Raw genomic sequence first — 22,716 nt, forward strand, 5'->3', positions numbered from 1 at the left:
GGGGGGGCCCCCCCCGATTCCCGCGGGGGGGGGCGGCGCGCCGCGGTGGTTGGGTCCGGCGGGGGCGGCCCCCGCCATATCCGACCCCGGACAGCTGCCGCTTCGACACCGGCCCTCCCTCCAGGCCGTGAAGGGTACTGAGCCCCGGACGGTGGACCTCACCGCCGAGGACGACACCCAGACGCTCCCCCGGCTCGACTCGCTGGAGCGCAAACTCAAGGACCTGGAGCAGCAGTTCGGCTGAGCCTGAGCCGCCGACGTGAACGGTGGGGCGGCGTGGGAACCCGACGGGTACTCACGCCGCCCCACCGTTCAGTTCGAACCACACCACCTTGCCCACGCCGTGATCCTCCACGCCCCAGGAGTCGGCCAGTTCCTGCACCAGGACCAGACCTCGGCCGTGCGTACCGTCGTCGGCGGGCGGTACGTGCGGCTCGGGGGGAGCGGGGAGTCCGGAGACGAAGTCGCGTACTTCCACGCGCAGGCTGTCGGGGACCACGGTCGCGGTGACCACCGCGCCGTGGTCGGTATGGATCAGAGCGTTGGTGACGAGTTCGCTGGTGAGCAGCTCCGCCACGTCGGAAGCGCCCGGTCCGCCCCAGGTCCGCAGCATGCTGCGCAGGGCGTGGCGCACCTCCGGCACCGCGGTCAGCTCCGCGCATCCCACCTTTCTGAGCAGTTGAGCCGGCTGTCGTGCCTCCCCGTTCATAACCCCCACCCACATGTCGGTACAGATCTCCTCGAACAGGCTCACGGAGATGCATGCCCCACCGACCGGCGCGCATTCATCGAGGGCATCAAGGGCAGCTGTTGCGGGTGTCCCCGGGGTCCGTGGTGCAGGAGTCGGTGCCCGTGCCGCCGAACGCCTGGTCGTTGCCGTTGACGCCGTCCCGGGTGTCGAGGGTGTCGTTGCCGGCGTCGCCGTTGAGGCGGTCGTTGCCGGTCTGGCCGATCAGCCGGTCGTTGCCCGCGCCGCCGTTGACCACGTCGTTGCCGGGGCCCGCGTAGACGGTGTCGTTGCCGCCGGCTCCGTTGACGGTGTCGTTGCCGCTGAGTGCGCAGATCACGTCGCTGAAGAAAGTGCCGTTGAGCGTCTCGCCGGTGCTCCTGCCGATGATCGTGCAGCCGCGGGCGTTGTTCACCGAGGTGGTCGCGGTGGCGGTGTTGTTGCCCGGCACCGGGTCGGTCTGGGCCGCCGTCGCCGTCACCCGGTCGGTCAGGGTGCCGGTGGCGCGGGGTTCGGCGACGACCGTGACGGTGGCGGTGGCGCCCGGGGCGAGGGTGCCGAGGCCGCAGCTCATGGTGGTGGCGTTCACGGTGCAGGGGCCGCCCTGACCGGGGGTGGCCGACAGGAGGGTGCCGGAGGCGCCGGTGAGGGTGTCGGAGACGGAGACCCCGGTGGCGGTCGTCGTGGTGCTGCGGTTGGTCACCCGGACCGTGTACGTGGCCTGGTCACCGATGCTGAGGGTGGCGGGCCCGGTCTTGGTGACCGCCAGGTCCGCGGTGGGCGGCTGGGGCGTGCCGCTGATCGAGTAGCGGGCCAGGGCGTGGTTGTCGCTGCCGTTGCCGGAGACGACGATCCTGCCGTCGGCCTGCAGGGCGACCGCGTGGCCCTCGTCCCAGTTGCCCTCGAAGTCGGTGGTCACCCGGCCGCCGGTGCCGAAGCCGGTGTCGAGGGTGCCGTCCGTGTTGTAGCGGGCGAGGGCGAAGTCGCCGGTGGCGTCGCCCACGACGACGACCTTGCCGTCCGTCTGCAGCGCCATGTCGTTGCCCGCGGTGGCGAAGGCGGGGAACGCGGTGGTCACCGTACCGTCCCCGCCGAAGGTCGGGTCCAGGGAGCCGTCGCCGTCGTAGCGGGCCACCGCGAACCGGGAGTTCCCCCCGGTCCCGTCCGACCCGGCGGCAACGATCTTGCCGCCGGCCGCGAGCGCGACGCCCTCGGCGGAGGTGCCGAACGGGGTGGCCACCTGGCCGTTGTCGCCGAAGGTGACGTCCCGGCCGCCGAACTCCATGTAGAGGCGGACGAGACCGAAGCCGGCGGGGCTCGAGCCGGCCCCGACGATCGTCCCGCCGCCGTACACGGCGAGGTCGTGGATCTCCGAGTCGCCGCCCTCGAAGGGGAAGACGGCCTTGCCGGAGTTGTCGTCGCCGAAGATGTCCAGGCCGCCGGAGGCGGTGAGGCGGGTGACCATGGCGTCGCCGCCGAAGGAACCGCCGATGAGGATGTTGTCGTCGGTCCCCATGAGCACGGCGTGGCCGATGGCGGGGACGTCCTCGCCGAAGCTGGTGACGACCTTGCCGTCGCCGTCGAAGGTGGTGTCCAGGGAGCCGTCCGCGTTGTAGCGGGCCGCCGCGAGCTGGGGCCGGCCGGTGTCGGGGGTGTCGCTCCGGCCCACCGCGACGATCTTGTCGGGGCCCGCCAGGGTCAGGGCGTGGGCCTCGTCGTTGGTGAATCCGCCGAAGTCGGTGGAGACGATGCCGTCGCCGCCGCCGAAGGTCGTGTCGAGGGTGCCGTCGGGGTTGTGGCGGATCACGTAGAAGTCGTTGGGGCCGTCGAAGTCGAAGCCGGTGGAGAGCGTGACGATCTTGCCGTCGGGCTGGATCACGACGTCCCGGTTGTTCTCGACCGCGGCCAGGTCGGAGATGACCTTGCCGTCGCCGCTGAAGGTGGGGTCGAGGTCACCGGGGGCCGCGGTCGCCGCTCCGGGGAGGCTCACGACGAGCGCGAGGGCCATGACGCCGGCCGCGGCGGCGATGCGCCCGGCCCTGCTCGATGGGGAATTTGGGGAGTACAGGGGCTTGAGTGACATTCCGTCCGCTCCGTCTGTCGGTACCCGGGGGCTCCGGGCTCCACAGCTCTCTGTGGTACCGGTGCCTTCCGGGTCACGGCCTGACGGGCTGCGCCCACTGGTCTCCGGGTTCCACTCCCAGGAGTGAGACCAGGGCACGGCGTAGTGCACCCCCTACGGCCGGGGGACGTTGCGCAAGTTGGAGCGGGCCATCTGGAGCATCCGGCCGACCCCGCCGTCCAGGACGATCTTGCTCGCAGAGAGGGCGAAGCCGGAGACCATCTCGCGGCTGATCTTCGGCGGGATCGACAGGGCGTTGGGGTCAGTGACGATGTCGATCAGGGCCGGGCCCTTGTGCTTGAAGGCGTCCTTGAGGGCGCCCGCGAGCTGCTTGGGCTTCTCGACTCGGACGCCGTAGGCGCCGGCCGCGCGGGCGACGGCGGCGAAGTCGGGGTTGTGGTTGGTCGTGCCGTACGACGGGAGACCGGACACCAGCATCTCCAACTCGACCATGCCGAGGGAGGAGTTGTTGAACAGGACGATCTTCACGGGGAGTTCGTACTGGACGAGCGTGAGGAAGTCGCCCATCAGCATGGAGAACCCGCCGTCGCCCGACATCGAGATCACCTGGCGGCGGCGGTCGGTGAACTGGGCGCCGATGGCCTGCGGCAGGGCGTTCGCCATCGAGCCGTGCGAGAACGAGCCGATGATGCGACGGCGGCCGTTGGGGGTGATGTAGCGCGCGGCCCACACGTTGCACATGCCGGTGTCGACGGTGAACACCGCGTCGTCGTCGGAGAGTTCGTCCAGGACAGAGGCGACGTACTCCGGGTGGATCGGGACGTGCTTCTCGACCTTGCGGGTGTACGCCTTGACGACCCCTTCGAGGGCGTCGGCGTGCTTCTTCAGCATCTTGTCGAGGAACCGGCGGTCCGACTTCGCCCGCACGCGCGGCGTGAGGCAGCTCAGCGTCTCCCGTACGTCGCCCCAGACCGCCAGGTCGAGCTTGGAGCGCCGCCCCAGACGCTCGGGCCTGACGTCCACCTGGACGATCTTGACGTCGTCCGGCAGGAAGGCGTTGTACGGGAAGTCCGTGCCGAGCAGGATCAGCAGATCGCACTCGTGGGTGGCCTCGTAGGCCGCTCCGTAGCCGAGCAGTCCGCTCATCCCGACGTCGAACGGGTTGTCGTACTGGATCCACTCCTTGCCGCGCAGCGCGTGGCCGACCGGCGCCTTGACGCGCTCGGCGAACTGCATGACCTCCGCGTGCGCCCCGGCCGTTCCGCTGCCGCAGAACAGCGTCACCCGATCGGCCTCGTCGACCATCCGCACCAGGGCGTCGATCTCGGCGTCACCCGGACGGACGGTGGGCCGGGACGTCACGAGGGCGGTCTGCAGGGCCGTGTCGGGGGCGGGCTCCGAGGCGATGTCGCCCGGGAGCGACACGACACTGACGCCGCTCTGTCCGACGGCGTGCTGAATGGCCGTCTGGAGGATCCTGGGCATCTGGCGCGGGTTGGAGATCAGCTCGCTGTAGTGGCTGCACTCGGCGAACAGCCGGTCCGGGTGCGTCTCCTGGAAGTAGCCGAGGCCGATCTCGCTGGAGGGGATGTGCGAGGCCAGCGCGAGGACCGGGGCCATCGAGCGGTGCGCGTCGTACAGGCCGTTGATCAGATGCAGATTGCCCGGGCCGCAGGAGCCGGCGCACGCCGTGAGACGGCCGGTGATCTGCGCCTCGGCCCCGGCCGCGAAGGCCGCGACCTCCTCGTGCCGGACCTGGATCCAGTCGATGTCGGGCGTACGGCGGATGGCGTCGACGACGGGGTTCAGGCTGTCGCCCACGACTCCGTACAGGCGCCGGACGCCCGCCCGGACGAGGATGTCGACGAGCTGTTCTGCGACGTTCTGCTTGGCCATGGGTCCATCAACACATGAGGCGGACCGTTACGCCTCCCAGACGGCCACCCCTGTGCGGTCGTCGGCGTACCCCTTCACCCGGAGCTGGGTGTCGGCGAGATAGGCCGCGAGCCCTGGCGGCTCGGCGGACGCCCAGCGCTCGGCCAGCTCCTTGGCGAGGGCCGGTTCGCCCCGGATCGGCTCGGCGAGACCGTTCGATGCGAGCAGGAGGGTGTCGCCGGGGCGGGCGACGGAGGCGCGGAAGCGGAACGGTTCGGCGGGCAGGGGCAGAGGGGCCTCGACGAAGGGGGCGCCTGGCGGACCGGGGACGCCGAGCCGCATGGTCTGGCGGTCGCCGTCGGCCGTCTCCGACGGCGGGGAGCCGAAGCCGACGACCGGGGCGCCGCTGAGCGCGGCGGGCTCCGGGAGCAGCGGCTCGATGTCCTGCCAGGCGCCCTCGCGGAGCCGGAAGAGGCCGCCGGTGCCGATGCCGAAGAACACCCGGGTGCGGCAGTCGGGGTCGGCGGAGAGCAGCAGGCAGCGCAGGGTCGCGGTGTACTCCTCGGGCTCCACGCCCAGTTCGGCGGCGCGGGCGCGCAGCTTGCCGTACGTACGGTCCGTGAGCCGGTGAAGCCCCGACTTCAGGTCGCCCCGGCGGCCGGAGCGGATGTCCTCGGAGAGCCGGGCGTGGCTGCGGCCGACGGCCTCGGCGATCCAGCGGCAGGCGTCGGCGGCGGCGAGGTGCCCGCCCTCGGCGGACCGGGCGCCGGTCGCCACGGCGACGAGGACGAGCGCGGCCTCCTCCTGCCCGAACCGGGCGGTGAGCAAGGAGTCCCTGCGGGGTTCGCCGCGGTAGCGGGCGGAGTCGCCGCGCTGTGAGGCGGCGCGCAGGGTGTACGAGCCGTAGCGGGCGCCGTCGAGGACGGTGTCGGCGACCAGTTCGCCGAGCTCGCCCGGCCGGGCCGCGGGCAGCGCGGTCGGCTCGGCCTCGTAGGTGGGCGGCCGGTTGCCGATGTGCGCGGTACGGGGGCGCGGCAGCGGCGGGGCGGGCTGCTCGGGCACTTCGGGATCGGGGAGGTCGACGACGAGCGTGGCGTCGGCCTCGGTGTGCGCGTCCGTGTGCGTGTTCGTGTCGGGGGGCTCCCAGGGAGCCCGGGGCGGGCGCCCCACGAGCGGCGCTCGGTGTATCACCGGCGGCGCCGGGTCACCTGGCGTCGTGCTCGTCGTCGCACGTGACGCGGAGTCGAAACGGTCGTCGAGCGTGTCGCCCGTGGCTGTCGGGGCCGTGTCCGGCACCGACTCGTCGTAGAGCTTGTCCCACCAGTTGTCCCCCTGCTGAGTCATGCCCTTATTGTCCACCGCGCGGGCCGCCAGAAAACGGGACATGCCGAAAAAGAGGTCCGCCGGGCGACCCCACCCCCCACGGGAAGGACGCCCGGCGGACCGGCGTGATCAGCGCACGTCGTAAGCGCGGACCACGGTCTGGGTGACGGAGTTGCCCTTGGCGTCCGTCAGTTCGGTCTTCAGCGTGACCGGTTTGCCCGCCGCGCCCGCGTGGTTCACGGTCGCGGTCCAGGTGCCGGCGCGCTGCGAGACCCGCGCCTCCGTCCAGGTCGTTCCTCCGTCGTAGGAGTACGAGAGCCTGGCCGAGGTGAGCGCGGCGGGCGTGTAGCCCGCGTGACCCGTCGCGGTGAGGCCGATCTGCTGGCCGTCCGTCGCGGCGAGGGTCTTCACTCCGTCCTCCGGCAGGTTGTACCGGGGGAAGAGAATCGGGATGCCTTGAGAGTAGACGCTCTCGTCACGCTCGGAGGTGAAATTCCATACCGAGTTGACGGATGTGGAGCGGTTCCACACCTTGCTGCCGATCTTCATGGTGTTCTGTTCGAGCGTGTACGTACCGCGCTCGGACGGGACTTCGAAGGCACCGAACGGCCATCCGGTCTCTCCGAGAACCTCGTCGTCCTTGCTGAGCCGGAGGTTGCCGATGTCCCCGAAGGATCCGGGCTGGGCGTAGTGGGTGTTGTCCCCCCACATGGAGTTGGCGAACCCTATGAGGTCCCCCTGGCGCTCGGCGACGAGGACCGGCTTGCCGGTGGCGTCCAGCGGGGCGGTCGGGGCGATGACGCCGTCGTACCAGCGCTCGGTGCGCTTCTCCCCCGCCTTGTAGGCGTGCTTGGCCCCGATCATGAACTCGCCGAACGGGAAGCTGGAGGAGAGGACCGTCTCCCACTGGGTGTCCCCGGTCGTGTAGTACTCCGTCCGGGTGCCCGGCGCAGGGACCGCCTCGATCGCGCCGAAGTAGACCGCGGTGCCGTTCGGCCGGTAGGCCGCCGGGCTGTCGATGAAGTCGGTGGCGACACCCATGGAGCCGTACGTGGACTCGGTACGGCCCAACTGTCCGTCCCGGACCCGGTAGGTCTTGTCGTCCCGGAGCTGACCGGACTCGGGGAAGGCCAGGTTGTAGAGGTACGGGCTCTTCGCGGTGGCCTTCCAGGAGAGGGTGACCTCGCCGGCGGAGAGCTTGGCCAGGAGCGCCGCGCTCTCGGCGGAGCCGACGGCGAGGACCGGGAACCCGGCTCCGGTGAAGCCGGCCGTCGGGTACCAGCGGGCGGTCGACGTGCGGTACGCGAGGACCGCGACGGCTCCGGCGGCCTTGGCGTTCCGGGCGACGGTGGCCGCGTTGGTGGAGGTGTCCGGGAAGCGGACCAGGGCGACACGGCCCTTGGCGCCGGCGGCCGTCAGTTCCTCGGGAGTGCCGGTGCCCGCGTCGACGAGACCGGCGGTTCCGGCGCCGTCGAGGTTGTCGGAGCCGAGGGAGGCGGTGACGGGGTGCAGGACGGTGCCGTCGGCCGTCTTCAGCTCCGCGATCTGCGGGGCCGCGGTGCGCCAGTAGCTGCCGAACTCGAAGTCGCCCTCGTCGGCGCGGCCTTCGACGGAGGCGTAGTAGCCGCGGATCGAGCGGGTGCCCGCGGCCGTTCCGGCGTGCTGCCAGGTGTCGTCCCAGGAGCGGGCGAACGCCAGGGTGGTGCCGCGCTGTTCACCGGGCTTGTCGGTCGCGACCGCCAGCTTGTGCGCCCTGCGGGCGTCGAGGACGACGGTGGTGTCCTTCTTCACCTCGATCTGCGGGCGGGCCAGGTAGCTGAGCGAGTCGTTCAGCGTGGCGCCCTCGCCCGCGTCGGGTGTGGTGACGAAGGAGGAGAGGAAGTAGCTGCCGGGCCGCACCTGGAAGACCTGGTCGGTGGCGCCCTCGTTGAAGCGGCGCTCGCCGCTGGCGTCGTCGGTGCCGATGAGGTCGACGGAGGACGCGCCGTCGGCGGGCTTGCCCTGACGGTCGATCAACTTGGCGCGCAGGGTGACCGTTTCGGGCTGGACGTAGAGGGAGAACGGCGTCGAGACGTGCAACCCGTCACGGCCGGTGGCCACGACGCGTCCGGTGACGTCGCCGTACTGCGCGCGCTCCAGGTGCGCGGACGGGTCCAGTTGGAGCGGGACCTCGACGGTCGCGCCGGCCGGGACGGTGACCGTGCGCTTGCCGAGCTTGGCTACGGAGGACCGGACGCGGGAGCCGTCGTTGCCGGTCACCTTCTCGACGTCGAGCGTCAGGGTGACGGCCTTGCCGGAGGTGTTGGTGTACGGGACGGAGACCGTGGTGCGGTCGCTGCTGTCCTGGGGCCAGTTGAAGGTGCCGCCCTGGACGGCGTCGGCGCCGAGGACCGTCTGGTCGATGGCGGCCTTGACGTCGAGCCGGCCGCCGCCGACCTCGCGCACGTCGCCGGGGACGTCGCTCTCGGCGGAGGAGACGAGCGCGGCCTTGATCTGCTGGGCCGTCCAGTCGGGGTGCCGCTGCTTGACGATGGCGGCCGCGCCCGCGACGTGCGGGGTGGCCATCGACGTACCGGACATGGGCTGGTAGGCGTACACGCCCCGGCCGCCGACGGCTGCGGCGGAGATGGAGACGCCGGGCGCGGCGATCTCCGGCTTGAGGGTGTGGTGGACGATCGTCGGGCCGCGGCTGGAGAAGTTCGCGGTGGAGTCGTCGCGGTCGGTGGCGCCGACGGTCAGCACGTCGGGGGCGCAGCCGGGAGAGGAGACGGTGTTGAGCGTCGGGCCCGAGTTGCCGGCGGCTATGACGAACAACGTGCCCTTGTTCTGGGCGAGTTCCTGCGCGGCGACGCTCATCGGGTCGGTGCAGTCGGTGGGCACGGAGCTGCCGAGGCTCATGGAGACGACGTCGGCGCCCTGGCCGACGGCCCACTCCATGCCCGCGATGATCCAGGAGGCGGCGCCGGAACCGGAGTCGTTGAGCACCTTGCCGTTGAGGAGGGCCGCGCCGGGCGCGACGCCCTTCTTCTTGCCGCCGCTCGCCGCGCCGGAGCCGCCGACGGTGGAGATGGTGTGGGTGCCGTGGCCCGCGCGGTCCTCGGCGGTGTCGGAGTCGGTGAAGTTCTCCGAGGCGACGATCCGGCCCTTGAGGTCGGGGTGCTCGGTGTCGGCGCCGGTGTCGAGGACGGCGACCTTGGTGCCGGTGCCGTCGAAGCCGGCGGCCCAGGCCTCGGGGGCGTGCACCTGCTTGGTCGAACGCTCCAGGGTGGCCTCGACCTTGCGGTCCAGCCAGAGCTTCTTCAGGCCGGTGGCGGAGCGGGCTGCGGGGGCGTTCACGTCGGCCCAGAAGGTGGCGGCCTGCTTCTTGTCGGCCTTGAGGGCGACGCCGTCGACGGCCTTGAGGACCTGGCCGCGCTGGGCTCCGCGCGGGGCGGCGGGGACGGAGCGGGCGAGGTCGGAGCCGTAGACCGCGATGAGGGGGAGCGTCTTGCTGCCGACGTCGTCGTAGCCCTGCCGGACCAGGCCGGTGACGTTGAAGAGTTCCTCGTCGACGCGGCCCGCGGCGAGGGCGGCGGTGGCGCCCTCGGGGTAGACGTACAGGTCCTGGCCCGAGCGGCGGGTCTGGACGAAGGGAACGGTCCCGTCCTCGCGGGGCAGCGCGGCGGCGGCCGGGTTCCCGGCGGCGTCGCGGGTGACCAGGATCCGGTCGCCGGTGACCAGCGTGACCGTGGCGGTCCGCTCCCCGGCGCGGGCCGTGTGGGCCTCGCTGCCGACCAGCGGTCGATTGCCGGTCGGGTCGTCCTGTGGCACGGCGGCCGTGGACGGCGCGACCGCGGTGACGGCCAGGACGGCGGCGGTCGCCGCCCCCAGGGCCGTACGCGAAATCGGGCGCATCGCTCTCCCCATCTGATTCCGGCACAGGGGCGGGCAAAGGTCCCCTGGCCGGGAGCTGTTGGTGCTGCGGTGGCGCCACATTGGCAGAGGTGAGGGTGGTGCAGGGATGATGTGCGCGGCGGGAATGCGCCGTGGCCGATTCCCGCCAGGGCACCAACGGAACGAATGCGTCCGGTGAACGTCCGGGGAATGTCCGGGACGTCCGAGGACGTCCGGTGAGGGGTGGGGCAGCGATGCTGGGAGCCATAGGGCTCGACGAACGGCAGGAGTCCGCGTACCGCGCGCTCGTCGCGCTGGGCGCGGCCGAGGTGACGGATCTGGCGCACCGGCTCGCGCTGCCGGAGACGGACACCGAGCGGGCGCTGCGGCGCCTGGAGTCGCAGGGGCTCGCCGCGCAGTCGTCGGCGCGGACGGGGCGGTGGGTGGCGGCGCCTCCGGGGGTGGCGCTCGGCGCGCTGCTGACCCAGCAGCGGCACGAGCTGGAGCAGGCGGAGCTGGCGGCGGCGCTGCTCGCGGAGGAGTACCGCGCCGAGGCGGCGGAGCCGGCCGTGCACGACCTGGTGGAGGTGGTGACGGGCGCGAGCGCGGTCACGCACCGCTTCCTCCAGCTCCAGCTCGGCGCGACGGAGGAGGTCTGCGCGCTGGTCACCGGGAAGCCGATCGCGGTGAGCGGCATGGAGAACGACGCGGAGGAGATGGCGGCCGGGCGGGGCGTGCACTACCGCGTGGTGGTCGAGCGGGAGGTCCTGACGCTGCCTTCGGGGATCGTCGAGCTGTCGGCCGCGCTCGGCCGGGACGAGGAGATCCGGGTGGTGGACCGGGTGCCCACGAAGTTGGTGGTCGCGGACCGGGCCCTCGCGATGGTCCCGCTGACCGGCCGGGGCGCGGAGCCGGCGGCGCTCGTGGTGCACGCGAGCGGGCTCCTGGAGTCCCTGATGGGCCTCTTCGAGGCGGTCTGGCGCGACGCGCTGCCGCTGCGGCTCGGCGCGGGCGCGCACGTCACGGAGACGGAGGCGCCGGGCCCCGACGCGACGGACCTGGAGGTCCTCTCCCTGCTCCTGGCCGGCATGACGGACGCGAGCGTGGCGAAACAGCTGGACCTGGGCCTGCGCACGGTGCAGCGCCGGGTGAAGGGCCTGATGGAGCTCTCGGGCGTGACGACCCGCCTCCAGCTGGGCTGGCACGCGTACGAGAAGGGGTGGGTGGCGCGGGGGTAGGCGCCGGGGCCGGAGGGCCGGTGCCCCGTCCGTACCCCGCGACCTGCGAGGAGATCATGGGTCCTGCACGCTGGGCAGATGGGTGTGTGGCAGCTGTTGCTCGTCGCGATGGTGATGCTGCTCGGCCTGTTCGGGGTACTGGCTCCCGGCGTGCCGGGGCCGTGGCTGGTGTGGGCGGCCATGCTCTGGTGGTCGCTGCACGAGCAGAGCGGGCTCGCCTGGATCCTGCTCGTCGCCTCGACCGCGCTGCTCCTGCTCACCCAGGTGGTCGTATGGCTGCTGCCGCAGCGCCGGATCCGGGGCGTCGGGATCACCCGGCGCATGGTGACGTACGCCGGGGTCGGCGCCTTCCTCGGCTTCTTCCTGGTCCCCGTGCTCGGCGCGATCCCCGGTTTCATCGGCGGGATCTACCTCTCCGAGCGGTTCCGCCTGGGCGGCCACGGCCAGGCCAGGGCCTCCACGCGCGCGGTGATGCGGGCGGCGGGTACGAGCATCCTGGTCGAGCTCTTCGCCTGCCTGCTGATCGTCGGCGCGTGGGTGGGGGCGCTCATCTGGGGCTGAGGGGGCTGACCAGGCTCTGGGGCTGAGGACCTAGGACCACGGCCCGCCCGGAATTCCTCCGGAGCGCCGATGCGCTCCCCACGACCGGCGCGTGATGCTGGCCGTATGAGGGATTTCGAGGGCTTCGGCGAGGCCGAACTCGCCTATCTCCGGACGCAGCGGCTCGCCCGGATGGCCACGGTCGACCCCACGGGCCAGCCCCAGGCCAACCCCGTCGGCTTCTTCCCGCAGCCGGACGGCACCGTCCTGGTCGGCGGGCTCGCCATGGGCCGCACGAAGAAGTGGCGCAACCTCGTCGCCAACCCCAAGGTGGCCCTGGTCGTCGACGACCTGGCGAGCGTACGGCCCTGGCGGGTGCGCGGGGTGGAGATCCGGGGCGTGGCCGAGCTCCTGGTCGGGCCGCACGAGCTCGGCCCGCACTTCAGCGAGGAGGTCATCCGGATCCACCCCCGCCGGATCCACAGCTGGGGTCTCGCGACCGAGGGGGCTACTTCGGAAGATCGATCTGGTACTTGATGAAGCCGGTGTCGCGGGCGACCTTGTCGTACAGGTGGCGCGCGGTGGTGTTGGACGCCTGCGTGTTCCAGTAGACCCGGTCGCAGCCCTGCTCCCGCGCCCACTCCGCCACGACGGCGATCAGCGCACGCGCGACGCCCCGGCCGCGCGCCTCGGGGTCGGTGAAGAGGTCCTGGAGGTAGCAGACGTCCGGCCCCGAGGTGCTGGGGTGGACGAGGAAGTGGGTGAAGCCGACGACCCGGCCCTCGTGCCGCGCCACGCGCGCGTGGACGCGGGTGCCGTCCTGGAAGGCCTTCCAGGCCCGCTCGTACAGGGCGTCGGGCTCACTGCGCCCGTAGAAGTCGATGTACGCGCGGAAGAGGCGCTCCCAGGCGTCGCGGTCCTCGGGGCGGAGCAGGTCTGTGCTGATCATGGGCTCATCATGCCGGTACGGGTGCGAGCTCCAGGTACCGGTACGCGTACGAGCGCCAGGGCCGCCACGCCTCGGAGCGGCCCCCTGGGTCCACATCCGGGTCGCCGAGGGCCCGCATCCGGATGAGCGCGGCGTGGCCCGCGGTGACGCCGGGGACGGCGCGCAATGCCTGCTCCGCCTCGTCGCGGTCGGCGCCCGGGTCGAGGCGTACGGCCCCGGTGGTGAGCGCGGCGGCGAGCGGGCCCGCCTCGGAGTGGTCGAGGAGCGCGCCGGGCTCGGGGAAGAGGTGGGTGAGCGTGCCGCAGGCGGTGTCCAGGCGCGTGCCGTGGGCCAGGACGAGGCGGGCCGACTCCTCGGGTCCCGCCACGGTCCGGAGCGCGAACTCCTCCGGGTCGGCCGCGCCCGGCGACCGGAGGCCGGGGCGAGCGGCGACCGCCTCGGCGAGCACGGGGTCGGGGGCGGCGCCGAGGTGCTCGGCGACGGCGTACGGGTCGGCGTCCAGGTCGAGGAGACGGCGCAGCCGCTGCACGGCTGTGGTCAGGTCGCGCAGGTCCGTGAGGTGGATCCGGGCCTCGAGCCAGGGCCCGGCGGAGCGCTCGTCGACGGAGACGAGGCCGGTGCCGTACGGGAGGCGGAGCGTACGGCGGTAGGTACGGGCCCCGGGGGCGCCAAGCACCTCCTCGACGCCCGGCAGGGCCTCGGCGGCGAGGAGGTCGAAGACCTCGCGGGCGGCGTACGGGCCCCGGTGGGCGAGCCGCAGCGGCACCCCGGCGGCGAGCGCGGTACGGGGCCCGGCGCCGGTGCCGGACTCGGTGCGCAGCTCGGTGGGGGTGCGGGCGTAGATGCGGCGGATCGTGTCGTTGAACTGGCGCACGCTGGCGCTGCCGGACGCGAAGGCGATCTCGGTGACCGAGAGCCCGGTGGTCTGCAGGAGCAGCCGGGCGGTGTGGGCCCGCTGGGCACGGGCGAGGGCGACCGGGCCCGCGCCCAGCTCGGCGGTGAGCAGGCGCTGCACCTGGCGGGCGCTGTAACCGAGCCGCCCGGCGAGGCCGGGCACGCCCTCGCGGTCGACGACCCCGTCCCCGATCAGGCGTACGGCGCGGCCGACGACGTCGGCGCGGACGTTCCACTCGGCGGAGCCGGGCACGGCGTCCGGGCGGCAGCGCCGGCAGGCGCGGAAGCCGTGGCCCTGGGCGGCGGCGGCCGTCGGGAAGAACGTGACGTTCTTCCGCTTGGGCGTGACGGCGGGGCAGCTGGGCCGGCAGTAGATGCCGGTCGTCTCGACGGCGAAGAAGAACGCGCCGTCGAAGCGGGCGTCCCGGCTGCTGACGGCCTCGTACCGCCGGTCGATGTCTTGATCCTTCACGCTGTCCACGTGTTCCAGTGTGCGGGAGCCCAGGGGGCGCGGCTGGCGGTTTTCGGACACCGCACTGCACCGCGCTCCCCCGCGATCCCCGGGCTCTGTGGGCCCGCCCGCTAGCGGCCCGACTGCCGCCCGCGGCCGCCCGAGCCGCCGCGCTTGGCCTCCATCGCCGCGCGGCCCTCCGCGCCCTTGCGCTTCCAGTCCTTGAGGATCTCGGAGCGCAGGCGGGCGTCGGTCTTGGCGACGATCCGCTGGTTCTCGCGGAGGAGCTTGCGGTAGCTCTCCAGCCGGCGGACCGCGAGCGAACCGTCCTCGACCGCGGCCGTCACGGCGCAGCCGGGCTCCGCCTCGTGGGCGCAGTCGTGGAAGCGGCACTCCCCGGCCAGGCTCTCGATCTCCGAGAAGACCTGGCCGACGCCGGTCTCGGCGTCCCAGAGCCCGACCCCGCGCAGACCCGGTGTGTCGATGAGGACACCGCCTGCGGGCAGCACGAGCAGGTTGCGCGTGGTCGTGGTGTGACGGCCCTTGCCGTCCACGTCACGGGCGGCCTTGACGTCCATCACGTCCTCGCCGAGGAGCGTGTTGGCGAGCGTGGACTTCCCGGCGCCGGAGACGCCGAGCAGCACGCTCGTACCGCCCGCCACGAGCGAACGGAGGACGTCGAGCCCCTCGCCGGTCGTGGAGCTGACGGGCAGCACCTGGACGCCCGGCGCGACGGTCCGCACGTCCTCGACGAGGTACGAGAGTCCGACCGGGTCGGGCACCAGGTCGGCCTTGCTGAGCACGATCAGCGGCTGGGCACCGGACTCCCAGGCCAGGGCGAGAAAGCGCTCGATGCGGCCGAGGTCGAGCTCGACGGCGAGCGAGACGGTGATGATCGCGTGGTCGACGTTGGCGGCGAGGATCTGTCCCTCGGACCGCTTGGAGGACGTGGACCGCGCGAAGGCGGTACGGCGCGGGAGGAGGTGCCGTACGTAACGGGGATCGCCGTCCCGGTCGACGGTGGCCCAGTCGCCCGTGCAGACGACCTTCAGCGGGTCCCGGGGCACGACGAACTCGGTGTCGGCCCGTACGGTGCCAAGGGGGGTGATCAGATCGCACTGGCCTCGGTCGACCCGCAGGACGCGGCCGGGCAGCAGGTCCCACACGGCGTACGGAGCGAACGCGGCCTCCCAGCCCTCGTCCCAGCCGTACGGGATGAGGGCGTGCGAGTTCGAAACCTGAGAAGCGGAGAAAGACAAGGGGTGACCCTTCACAAGGGTGGCCCCGGCACGCGCGCCGCGTGGGCGCGTCGAGATGAAGAGGGAAGGTCAGCCGGAGACCACAGGGATGGAGTTGACGAGCTTCTGAGTGAGGGCAGCGCCCACCGTCATGACAGCCATCGGTCACACCTCCTGGATCTTTGTTCACCTACACGGCGACCCCTGCGGGCGGAAGGCCCCAGGAACGCCCTCACGATAGCTCCGCCGAAGCGCCCACGCGATCCATTTTCACGCGGCGCCGACACCCGCCCCGATGGGCCCGTCAAGAGCGCGCAAGTTCGGACGGCGAACCGTCCTCGCGGGCTCCGTCGCCGCTTAGATTCCCTCCACGGCCGCCGGACGACCTGAAAGTCAGCGGCATCGGTCGGGCCACCCCATCGGTCCGGCCTCCGAAGGGACGAGACTCGGCGGTGTCTCGTCCCTTCGTCCAGCCACGCAGGAGGCCCGGGCTCGTGAGGGGATCGTCCATCTACCGGAGCGCGGCGGGCGGCGAAGCCATCCGGCACTGGTGCCTCGACCAACTGGCCGCCTGGCACGTCCCGCACACCACCGAGGTGTTCACCGCCGCCGGTGCCGAGACCCGCGTGGTCCTCGCCGGCACCGGCGGACCGACCGTCGTACTCGTACCCGGTACGAACTTCAACGCGGCGGCCTGCCTGCCGCTGGCGACGGCGCTCGCCGCCCGGTACCGCACCGTCGTGGTGGACGTCCCCGGCCAGCCCGGCCTCAGCTCGCCCGATCGGGGCCGTGGCGACGGCCGACTCGCCTGGTACGGAACGTGGTTGGCGGACGTGATCGAGGCCTGCACCTCGGGCCCGGTGATCGTCCTTGGTCACTCCTTCGGCGCCGCGATAGCCCTGTCCACCACGTCGCCCCGCGTCGAGGGGCAGGTCCTCGTCTCCCCGGGCGGCCTGACCACACTACGACTGACCCCGGGCCTCCTCTGCGCCTCCGCCGCCTGGCTCGCGCTTCCCGGCCCCCGGCACAGCGCATGGCTCCTGCGCACCATGTCCGCCCCCGACGCCCCCGCGCCCCGCCCCGCGCTCGTGGACTGGATGACCCTGGTCGCCCGCCACGCCCGCTCCAGCGGCGCCCCGGACCTGGCCGACACACCCCACCAGACGGTCCCCCGCCGCGTGGTGACGGGAGACCAGGACGTCTTCCTCCCCCCACACCGCCTCGAAGGGCCCGTCCGCCGAAAACTCTCCGTCGCCCTCGAGGTCGTACCCCGGGCCGGCCACCTCGTCATCGAGGAACACCCGTCCCGCATCGCGGACCTGGTCGCCGAACTGGTCGGCCAGGGCCCGTAGATGGTGGCCGCGCCCCGTTGCGCTTGATACGGCGCGCTGTTGGGGCGACACCTGCGACTCCTCGCCTCAACGTGCGCACTTTTACACGCTCTTGACGCCGCGTTCGCATCCGCCCGCTCCACCATGACCGTCCTGAGGAGTGTCGAACCGCGCCCACGAGGGAGTGTGCTGCCATGGATGGCGTCGCTGTCGGAGCCGTCATCACCGTCGTCTGTGTCCTGCTGGTGTTGCGCAGCGGACTGCGGGTGATCAATCAGATCGAGCGAGGCGTGGTGTTCCGCTTCGGTAAGGCGCTGCCGGGGTACCGGCAGCCCGGCATCACCCTGCTCATCCCCGTCGCCGACCGGATGCGGAAGGTGAACGTACAGGTCGCGACCATGCCGATCCCGACCCAGGAGGGGATCACCCGGGACAACGTCTCGGTGAAGGTCGACGCCGTCGTCTACTACCGGGTCGTCGATCCCGCGCGGGCGGCGATCGAGGTGCAGGACTACGCCTTCGCCGTCGGGCAGGTCGCCCAGTCCTCCCTGCGGTCGATTATCGGCAAGAGCGATCTGGACGACCTGCTGTCCGACCGTGAGCGGCTCCACGAGGGGCTCGCGCTGATGATCGACAGTCCGGCGGCCGGGTGGGGCGTGCACATCGACCGGGTCGAGATCAAGGACGTACAGCTGCCGGAGTCCCTGAAGCGGTCGATGTCGCGGCAGGCCGAGGCGGAGCGTGAGCGGCGGGCCAGGGTCATCACCGCCGACGGCGAGTTCCAGGCGGCGCAGCAGCTCGCCAACGCGTCGCGGATCATGGCGGACACGCCGGAGGCGATGCAACTGCGGCTGCTGCAGACGGTGGTGGAGGTCGCCGCCGAGAAGAACTCCACGCTCGTCATGCCCTTCCCCGTGGAGCTGCTCCGCTACTTCGACCGGGCTGCCCGCCAGTTCGACCAGCCCCAGGGCCAGGGCCAGCCCCAAGGACAGGACCCTGCCGCCGGTACCCTCCCCGAGCAGCGCGCTCCCGGGGAGTAGGCGGCGCGGCCCGGAGCGTCAGACGACGACCACCTCCACCGAGGCCACCGGGTTGCAGCCGTAGCCCTGCGCGTTCCACGGGGCGCGGTCCGGCTGGGTGGCGCCGTGGGAGTCGGTCGCGCGGGCCAGCAGGCGGTACCGGCCTGGGCGGCGCGGGGTCCACGGGTACGACCAGCCGGTCCAGGCGTACGGGCCGGTGGGCGGCTCCAGTTGGGCGTCGTGCCACCCCGTGTCCGGGTCGTCCGGCCCCGGTCCGGTGCCGTCCTCGTCCTCGGCCCGCACCTCGACGCGGCCGACGGTCCGCCCGCCGCCGGACCAGGCCCTGCCGCGTACGACGGTCTCCGTCCCGCGCCGCAGGTCCTCGTCCGGTTCGGGCGCGGTGATGAGCGACTTGACGCGGATCGCCCCGACGGGCCCGTCGGGGGTGCCGTCCGAGGCGATGTAGACGTACTCCTCGGTCTGGAAGACGCCGGTGAAGGGTGTCGTGACGGCCCGCGCCCCGACGAGCCACTTCACGTCGGCGACCGCGTACCGGCCGGGCACCACGAGCCGGACCGGGGCGCCGTGCCGGGGCGGGAGCGGATCGCCGTTCAGGTGGGTCGCGAGGAGGGTGTCGGGGTGCAGGGCCTCGGCCAGCGGGAGGGCGCGTTCGAAAGCGACCGGTCGCCCGTGGACCGGGCCCTCGTCCGCTCCGGTGAAGACGAACTCGACGGCCTCCGGGGCGACCCCGGCCCGTTCGGCGACCAGGTGGAAGGGGACGCCCGCGAACCGGGCGCAGCCGACCGCCCCGCGCTCCCAGGGCAGGCCCGGCGGGCGCGGGTTCATCAGGGCGCGTCCGTTGCCCGCGCACTCCAGGACGACGTCGAGCTCACGCCGGCCTGCGCGGCCGAGGGCGATGAGGTGCTCGTAGTCGATGTCGAGCGGAGCCGCCACGGCGCCGTCGACGCGCAGCCGCCAGCGGGCGATCTCCGGGCGCGGGACGCCGAAGTGGTCCCGTACGAAGAGGGCGTCGGCGGGCGTCACCGGATCGGCGAGCGCGGCCATCGGGGTCTGGGCGTTGTACGGCTCCGTGGTCACCGTCTCGGGCGCCCAGACGGTGGCCCCCATCCCCTGGGGAACGGCTGCTGTGCTCATGCCGGCACCTCCGTCGGGCGCGGTCCCTCTCAGCGTACGTCGGGGCCCGCGACCCCACTCGTCGCGTCCGATTCGTACAAGACCCCGGCCCCGCGCCATGCCTACCGTTGTTCCATGAACACACCACGACTCGACGTCATCGGCCTCGTCGTCGCCGACATGGCCGCCTCGCTCGCCTTCTACCGGCGGCTCGGTCTCGACGTGCCCGCCGAGGCCGACACCCAGCCGCACGTGGAGGCCGCGCTGCCCGGGGGGATGCGGATCGCGTGGGACACCGAAGAAGTCATCCGGTCCTTCGATCCTGCCTGGTCCCGGCCCGAGGGCGGTGACCGGATCGGGCTCGCGTTCCTGTGCGACTCGCCCCAGGAGGTGGACGCCACGTTCGAGGCGCTCGTCGCGGCCGGGTACCAGGGGCATCTGAAGCCCTGGGACGCGGTGTGGGGGCAGCGCTACGCCGTCGTGCTCGACCCGGACGGCTGCGGGGTCTCCCTCTTCGCCCAGGCCGAGGCGTAGGCGGAGAGCGTCGTTCCGGCCAGCGCCCGGGTCTCGCGGGCCAGGTGGGCCTGGTCGGCGCAGCCGGCGCGCAGGGCCGCCTCGGCGTACGGGACGCCCGCCCTGACCAGGGCCAGGGCGCGCTGGAGCCGCAGGATCCTGGCCAGCGTCTTGGGCCCGTAGCCGAACGCGTCCAGCGAGCGCCGGTGCAGTTGCCGTGCGCCCAGGCCGACGGCCTCCGCGGTCTCGGCGACGGGCCGTCCGGCGGCCAGGCGGCGGGCGACGGCGCGGATCAGCGGGTCGGGGTCCGGGGCGTCCACAGCCCGGTCGACGGCGAGGGCCTCCAGGGCGGCGGCCGGGTCGGGCGCGGCGGACACCCGCTCGGCGAGCCGCCGGGCCCGTGCCTCGCCCCAGAGCGCGCCGAGCTCGACACGCCGGTCCAGCAGCGCGCTCGCCGGTACGCCGAGCAGGGCGGGCGCGTCCCCGGGCGCGAAGCGCAGCCCCGCGTACCGGCCCGGGCTGCCCTCGGGGACGTACGCGAAGGTGTCGGGGCCCGCGACGAACAGCCGGCCGTCGTGCCACAGCAGGTCCATGCAGCCGTCGGGCAGCACCGCCACCGGCTCCTCGCCCACGGGCGAAGGCCCGACGCTCCAGACGACCGCGCCGGCAAACCGCGCGGGGCGTTCCTCGTACACCCTTCCGAGCCTAAGTCGGGTACTAGTCCTTCTCCCACCCCGAGTGCAGCCGCGACTTGACGTCGTCCGGGGGCAGGAAGCGCGACCAGCGTTCGGGGAACTCCGAGGGCATGTCGGGGTCGTCCTCGTCCACCTCCTCCGCCTCCGCGCGCAGCCGGGCGACGAGGTCGGCGGCCTGGGCGGCGCGGGCGCGGTCGGAGGCCTCGCGGGCGGCGGCGGTGGCGACCGAGGGCCAGACGCGGTCGATCGCCGCGTTCACCGCCGCGCCGACGAGCACGGCGAAGGCGGAGATGCCGATCCAGAGGAGGACGGCGATGGGCGCGGCGAGGGAGCCGTAGATGGTCGGGCCCTCGACCTGGCTGGTGAGGTAGATCCGCAGCAGGAAGCTGCCGAGCACCCACATCCCGAGCGCCACGAGCGCGCCCGGAATGTCCTCGATCCATGGCGATCTGACGGGCACGGAGACGTGATAGAGGGTGGTGAGGAAGGCTACGGAGAGGAGGATGACGACCGGCCAGTAGAGGACGGAGACGACCTCCGTGCCCCAGGGGATCAGCTCCACCACCCGGTCGGGTCCGACGACGGCTAGCGGCAGCACGACCGCGCCGATGAGCAGCGCCACGATGTAGAGCAGGAAGGCCAGGAGCCGGGTCTTGACGATGCCCCGGTGGCCGTCGAGGCCGTACATGACGGTGATGGTGTCGATGAAGACGTTCACGGCGCGCGAGCCTGACCACAGGGCGATGGCGAAGCCGAGGGAGACGAGTTCGGGGCGGGTGCCCTGGGTGACGTCGTCCAGGAGGGGCCTGGCGATGTCGCGTACGCCGCGGTCGGAGAGGACCGTTCCGGCGGCGCGGAGGATGTTCTCCCGCATGCTCGCGACGGTGTCGGTGTTGGTCCAGTCGTCGGCGTAGCCGAGGAGGGCGATCAGACCGAGCAGCAGCGGGGGCAGGGACAGCAGGGTGAAGAACGCGGCTTCGGCCGCGAGGCCGAGGATGCGGTACTCGATGCACGAGTTGACGGTGTCCTTCAGGAGCAGCCAGACCATCTTCCGCTTCGAGACGTTGCGGTAGAGGACTCGCGCCCGGTGGAGTCGTGTCCCGGGCCGCCGCTCGGGTGTTTCGTTTGCTGCCTGCACCTCCTTACCGTATCGGCATGGCAGCCAGCACCCACACCGTGACCAATCAGCCTCCGCCCCTGGTGGGATACGACGTCTTCTCGGCGGACCGGGCGCTCGCGGAGGCCGTGGAGCGCCACCTCGACCCTCTCGGCCCGGAGGTCCTCGAGGTCGCGCGCGAGGAGCTGACGGAGTTCGGCCGGTCCGCCGGTTCGGAGCAGGCGCGGGAGTGGGGGGAGCTCGCGAACGCGTTTCCGCCGCGGCTGCGGACACACGACCGGTACGGGAACCGGATCGACGAGGTCGAGTTCCATCCGGCCTGGCACCGGCTCCTGGGCCGGGCGGTGGGCTCGGGGCTCACGGACGCGTGGGGCCGTCCGGGTGGTCATGTGCGGCGCGCGGCGGGTTTCTTCCTCGCGACGCAGACCGAGGCCGGGCACGGCTGCCCGCTGTCGATGACGCACGCCGCCGTGCCCGCGCTGCGGGCGGACCCGGACCCGGAGCTCGCCGCCGCGTGGGAGCCGCTGCTGACCTCGCGGGTGTACGAGCAGGGGCTGCGGCCGCCGGCCGAGAAGGCCGGGGTGCTCTTCGGGATGGGGCTGACGGAGAAGCAGGGCGGCAGCGACGTACGGGCGAACACGACGGAGGCCCGGCCGCTGGCCGAGGACGGGACGTACGTCCTCACCGGGCACAAGTGGTTCTGCTCGGCGCCGATGTCCGACGCGTTCCTGGTCCTGGGGCAGGCATCCCCCTCCGCGGGAGAGGGGGGCCTGAGCTGCTTCCTCGTCCCCCGGGTCCTGCCGGACGGGACGCGGAACGCGTTCGCGATCCAGCGGCTCAAGGACAAGCTCGGCAACCGGTCGAACGCCTCCGCCGAGGTCGAGTTCGACGGGACGACCTGGGCGCGCCGGGTCGGCGAGGAGGGGAGCGGGGTCCGCACGATCATCGGGATGGTGGCGGCGACGCGCCTCGACTGTGTGCTGGGCTCGGCGGCGCTGATGCGGCAGGCGGTGGCGCAGGCCGTGCACCACGCCGCGTACCGCAGGGCGTTCGGCGGGGTGCTGATCGAGAAGCCGCTGATGCGCAATGTGCTCGCGGATCTGGCGCTGGAGTCGGAGGCGGCGACGGTCCTCGGGATGCGGCTCGCGGCGGCGTACGACACGGACTCCGAGGCCGAGCGGGCGTTCCTGCGGATCGCGGTGCCGGTGGCGAAGTACTGGGTGACGAAGCGGTGTACGCCGACGGTGGCGGAGGCGCTGGAGTGCCTGGGCGGCAACGGCTACGTGGAGGAGTCGGGGATGCCCCGGCTGCTGCGCGAGTCGCCGCTCAACTCGATCTGGGAGGGCTCGGGGAACGTCCAGGCGCTGGATGTGCTGCGGGCGTTGCAGCGGGAGCCGATGGCGCTGAACGCGTTCCTGACGGAGGTCGGGAAGGCGCGGGGCGCGGATCACCGCCTGGACGGGGCGATCCGGGGGATGCTGACGGAACTGGCCGACCTGGACGGCATCGAGGGGCGGGCGCGCCGGCTCGTGGAGCGGATGGCACTGGTGTTGCAGGGGTCGCTCCTGGTGCGGTGGGCACCGTCCGAGGTGTCGGACGCTTTCTGTGCCTCGCGGCTCGGCGGCGACTGGGGCACGGCGTTCGGGACGCTGCCGTCGACGCTCGACCTGGGAGCGGTGGTGGAGCGGGCGCGGGCGGAGGTCTGACCGCCGAATC

The 22,716-nt window shown here is 72.7% G+C and carries 18 protein-coding genes and 1 pseudogene; 8 read left to right on the plus strand and 11 right to left on the minus strand.

The annotated features are described in order from the left end of the window. Positions 1-244 (plus strand): annotated as a pseudogene (locus tag ACFWRO_RS07105) (hypothetical protein); the annotation flags it as partial. A 51-nt stretch (positions 245-295) separates the two neighbouring features. Here ACFWRO_RS07105 and ACFWRO_RS07110 read toward each other — a convergent pair. The 5 genes from ACFWRO_RS07110 to ACFWRO_RS07130 all read right to left on the minus strand — a co-directional run bounded on the left by ACFWRO_RS07110 (position 296) and on the right by ACFWRO_RS07130 (position 9,902). Then, positions 296-724 (minus strand): ATP-binding protein, encoded by a 429-nt coding sequence (locus ACFWRO_RS07110; RefSeq protein WP_384506306.1) that lies wholly within the window; start codon positions 722-724, stop codon positions 296-298. 73 nt (positions 725-797) lie between these two features. Beyond that, a complete protein-coding gene (locus ACFWRO_RS07115; RefSeq protein ID WP_384505468.1) occupies positions 798-2,810 on the minus strand; it encodes a calcium-binding protein in 2,013 nt (670 codons plus the stop codon). Between the two features lie 153 nt (positions 2,811-2,963). Next, complete coding sequence (locus ACFWRO_RS07120; RefSeq protein WP_384505471.1) at positions 2,964-4,706, minus strand: pyruvate dehydrogenase; 1,743 nt, start codon at positions 4,704-4,706, stop codon at positions 2,964-2,966. A gap of 27 nt (positions 4,707-4,733) precedes the next feature. Continuing rightward, positions 4,734-6,029, minus strand: coding sequence for a protein phosphatase 2C domain-containing protein (locus ACFWRO_RS07125; RefSeq protein WP_384505474.1), 1,296 nt, complete (start codon positions 6,027-6,029; stop codon positions 4,734-4,736). A 108-nt stretch (positions 6,030-6,137) separates the two neighbouring features. Beyond that, positions 6,138-9,902, minus strand: a complete 3,765-nt coding sequence (locus ACFWRO_RS07130) for a S8 family serine peptidase (RefSeq protein WP_384505477.1) — start codon at positions 9,900-9,902, stop codon at positions 6,138-6,140. 233 nt (positions 9,903-10,135) lie between these two features. On the opposite strand from ACFWRO_RS07130, the gene ACFWRO_RS07135 reads away from it, so the two are divergent. The 3 genes from ACFWRO_RS07135 to ACFWRO_RS07145 all read left to right on the plus strand — a co-directional run bounded on the left by ACFWRO_RS07135 (position 10,136) and on the right by ACFWRO_RS07145 (position 12,196). Then, on the plus strand, positions 10,136-11,119 hold the full coding sequence (locus tag ACFWRO_RS07135; protein ID WP_384505479.1) for a helix-turn-helix domain-containing protein: 984 nt from the start codon (positions 10,136-10,138) through the stop codon (positions 11,117-11,119). A gap of 78 nt (positions 11,120-11,197) precedes the next feature. Further along, the gene (locus ACFWRO_RS07140; RefSeq protein WP_384505482.1) at positions 11,198-11,680 is read left to right on the plus strand and encodes a DUF456 domain-containing protein; all 483 of its coding nucleotides are present in this window, start codon (positions 11,198-11,200) and stop codon (positions 11,678-11,680) included. Between the two features lie 105 nt (positions 11,681-11,785). Continuing rightward, entirely contained in the window at positions 11,786-12,196 is a 411-nt protein-coding gene (locus ACFWRO_RS07145; RefSeq protein ID WP_384505485.1) for a PPOX class F420-dependent oxidoreductase, read from the plus strand. Here ACFWRO_RS07145 and ACFWRO_RS07150 read toward each other — a convergent pair. The 3 genes from ACFWRO_RS07150 to rsgA all read right to left on the minus strand — a co-directional run bounded on the left by ACFWRO_RS07150 (position 12,168) and on the right by rsgA (position 15,212). Beyond that, entirely contained in the window at positions 12,168-12,608 is a 441-nt protein-coding gene (locus ACFWRO_RS07150) for a GNAT family N-acetyltransferase (RefSeq protein WP_384505487.1), read from the minus strand. The two genes, ACFWRO_RS07145 and ACFWRO_RS07150, sit on opposite strands and share 29 nt — an antisense overlap. 7 nt (positions 12,609-12,615) lie before the next feature. Continuing rightward, a complete protein-coding gene (locus tag ACFWRO_RS07155; RefSeq protein WP_384505490.1) occupies positions 12,616-13,983 on the minus strand; it encodes a bifunctional transcriptional activator/DNA repair enzyme AdaA in 1,368 nt (455 codons plus the stop codon). 101 nt (positions 13,984-14,084) lie between these two features. Beyond that, complete coding sequence (gene rsgA / locus ACFWRO_RS07160; RefSeq protein WP_384505492.1) at positions 14,085-15,212, minus strand: ribosome small subunit-dependent GTPase A; 1,128 nt, start codon at positions 15,210-15,212, stop codon at positions 14,085-14,087. Positions 15,213-15,685: 473 nt separating this feature from the next. Between rsgA and ACFWRO_RS07165 the strand changes: the two genes are divergently transcribed. Both ACFWRO_RS07165 and ACFWRO_RS07170 read left to right on the plus strand, forming a co-directional pair. After that, positions 15,686-16,543 carry an alpha/beta fold hydrolase gene (locus ACFWRO_RS07165; protein ID WP_384505495.1) on the plus strand — a complete coding sequence of 286 codons (858 nt, stop codon included), beginning with the start codon at positions 15,686-15,688 and terminating at the stop codon, positions 16,541-16,543. A 173-nt stretch (positions 16,544-16,716) separates the two neighbouring features. Beyond that, positions 16,717-17,562 carry a slipin family protein gene (locus ACFWRO_RS07170; protein WP_384505498.1) on the plus strand — a complete coding sequence of 282 codons (846 nt, stop codon included), beginning with the start codon at positions 16,717-16,719 and terminating at the stop codon, positions 17,560-17,562. A gap of 18 nt (positions 17,563-17,580) precedes the next feature. Here the strand turns inward: ACFWRO_RS07170 and ACFWRO_RS07175 are convergent, their stop codons facing one another. Next, the gene (locus ACFWRO_RS07175; protein WP_384505501.1) at positions 17,581-18,696 is read right to left on the minus strand and encodes a molybdopterin-dependent oxidoreductase; all 1,116 of its coding nucleotides are present in this window, start codon (positions 18,694-18,696) and stop codon (positions 17,581-17,583) included. A 114-nt stretch (positions 18,697-18,810) separates the two neighbouring features. Here ACFWRO_RS07175 and ACFWRO_RS07180 point away from each other — a divergent pair, with 114 nt between their 5' ends. Next, positions 18,811-19,209: a VOC family protein gene (locus ACFWRO_RS07180; protein WP_384505504.1), complete on the plus strand. Its 399-nt coding sequence runs from the start codon at positions 18,811-18,813 to the stop codon at positions 19,207-19,209. Here the strand turns inward: ACFWRO_RS07180 and ACFWRO_RS07185 are convergent. Then, the gene (locus ACFWRO_RS07185; protein WP_384505508.1) at positions 19,146-19,883 is read right to left on the minus strand and encodes a helix-turn-helix domain-containing protein; all 738 of its coding nucleotides are present in this window, start codon (positions 19,881-19,883) and stop codon (positions 19,146-19,148) included. The genes ACFWRO_RS07180 and ACFWRO_RS07185 overlap by 64 nt on opposite strands. Positions 19,884-19,905: 22 nt before the next feature. Continuing rightward, entirely contained in the window at positions 19,906-21,021 is a 1,116-nt protein-coding gene (locus tag ACFWRO_RS07190) for a YihY/virulence factor BrkB family protein (protein WP_384505511.1), read from the minus strand. Between the two features lie 17 nt (positions 21,022-21,038). Here ACFWRO_RS07190 and ACFWRO_RS07195 point away from each other — a divergent pair, with 17 nt between their 5' ends. Then, positions 21,039-22,706: an acyl-CoA dehydrogenase family protein gene (locus ACFWRO_RS07195; protein ID WP_384505514.1), complete on the plus strand. Its 1,668-nt coding sequence runs from the start codon at positions 21,039-21,041 to the stop codon at positions 22,704-22,706. Positions 22,707-22,716: the final 10 nt, after the last annotated feature.

Origin of the sequence: Streptomyces sp. NPDC058579 (genome assembly GCF_042718575.1) — a bacterium.
Classification (GTDB): Bacteria; Actinomycetota; Actinomycetes; order Streptomycetales; family Streptomycetaceae; genus Streptomyces.

Bases quoted from the DNA above. Each gene is read 5' to 3' on its own strand.
- ACFWRO_RS07150 (WP_384505487.1), bottom strand. From the start codon at position 12,608: ATGATCAGCACAGACCTGCTCCGCCCCGAGGACCGCGACGCCTGGGAG.
- ACFWRO_RS07135 (WP_384505479.1), top strand. From the start codon at position 10,136: ATGCTGGGAGCCATAGGGCTCGACGAACGGCAGGAGTCCGCGTACCGC.
- ACFWRO_RS07195 (WP_384505514.1), top strand. From the start codon at position 21,039: ATGGCAGCCAGCACCCACACCGTGACCAATCAGCCTCCGCCCCTGGTG.
- ACFWRO_RS07180 (WP_384505504.1), top strand. From the start codon at position 18,811: ATGAACACACCACGACTCGACGTCATCGGCCTCGTCGTCGCCGACATG.
- ACFWRO_RS07130 (WP_384505477.1), bottom strand. From the start codon at position 9,902: ATGCGCCCGATTTCGCGTACGGCCCTGGGGGCGGCGACCGCCGCCGTC.
- ACFWRO_RS07120 (WP_384505471.1), bottom strand. From the start codon at position 4,706: ATGGCCAAGCAGAACGTCGCAGAACAGCTCGTCGACATCCTCGTCCGG.
- ACFWRO_RS07110 (WP_384506306.1), bottom strand. From the start codon at position 724: ATGTGGGTGGGGGTTATGAACGGGGAGGCACGACAGCCGGCTCAACTG.
- ACFWRO_RS07175 (WP_384505501.1), bottom strand. From the start codon at position 18,696: ATGAGCACAGCAGCCGTTCCCCAGGGGATGGGGGCCACCGTCTGGGCG.
- ACFWRO_RS07140 (WP_384505482.1), top strand. From the start codon at position 11,198: ATGGGTGTGTGGCAGCTGTTGCTCGTCGCGATGGTGATGCTGCTCGGC.
- ACFWRO_RS07145 (WP_384505485.1), top strand. From the start codon at position 11,786: ATGAGGGATTTCGAGGGCTTCGGCGAGGCCGAACTCGCCTATCTCCGG.
- ACFWRO_RS07170 (WP_384505498.1), top strand. From the start codon at position 16,717: ATGGATGGCGTCGCTGTCGGAGCCGTCATCACCGTCGTCTGTGTCCTG.
- ACFWRO_RS07115 (WP_384505468.1), bottom strand. From the start codon at position 2,810: ATGTCACTCAAGCCCCTGTACTCCCCAAATTCCCCATCGAGCAGGGCC.
- ACFWRO_RS07125 (WP_384505474.1), bottom strand. From the start codon at position 6,029: ATGACTCAGCAGGGGGACAACTGGTGGGACAAGCTCTACGACGAGTCG.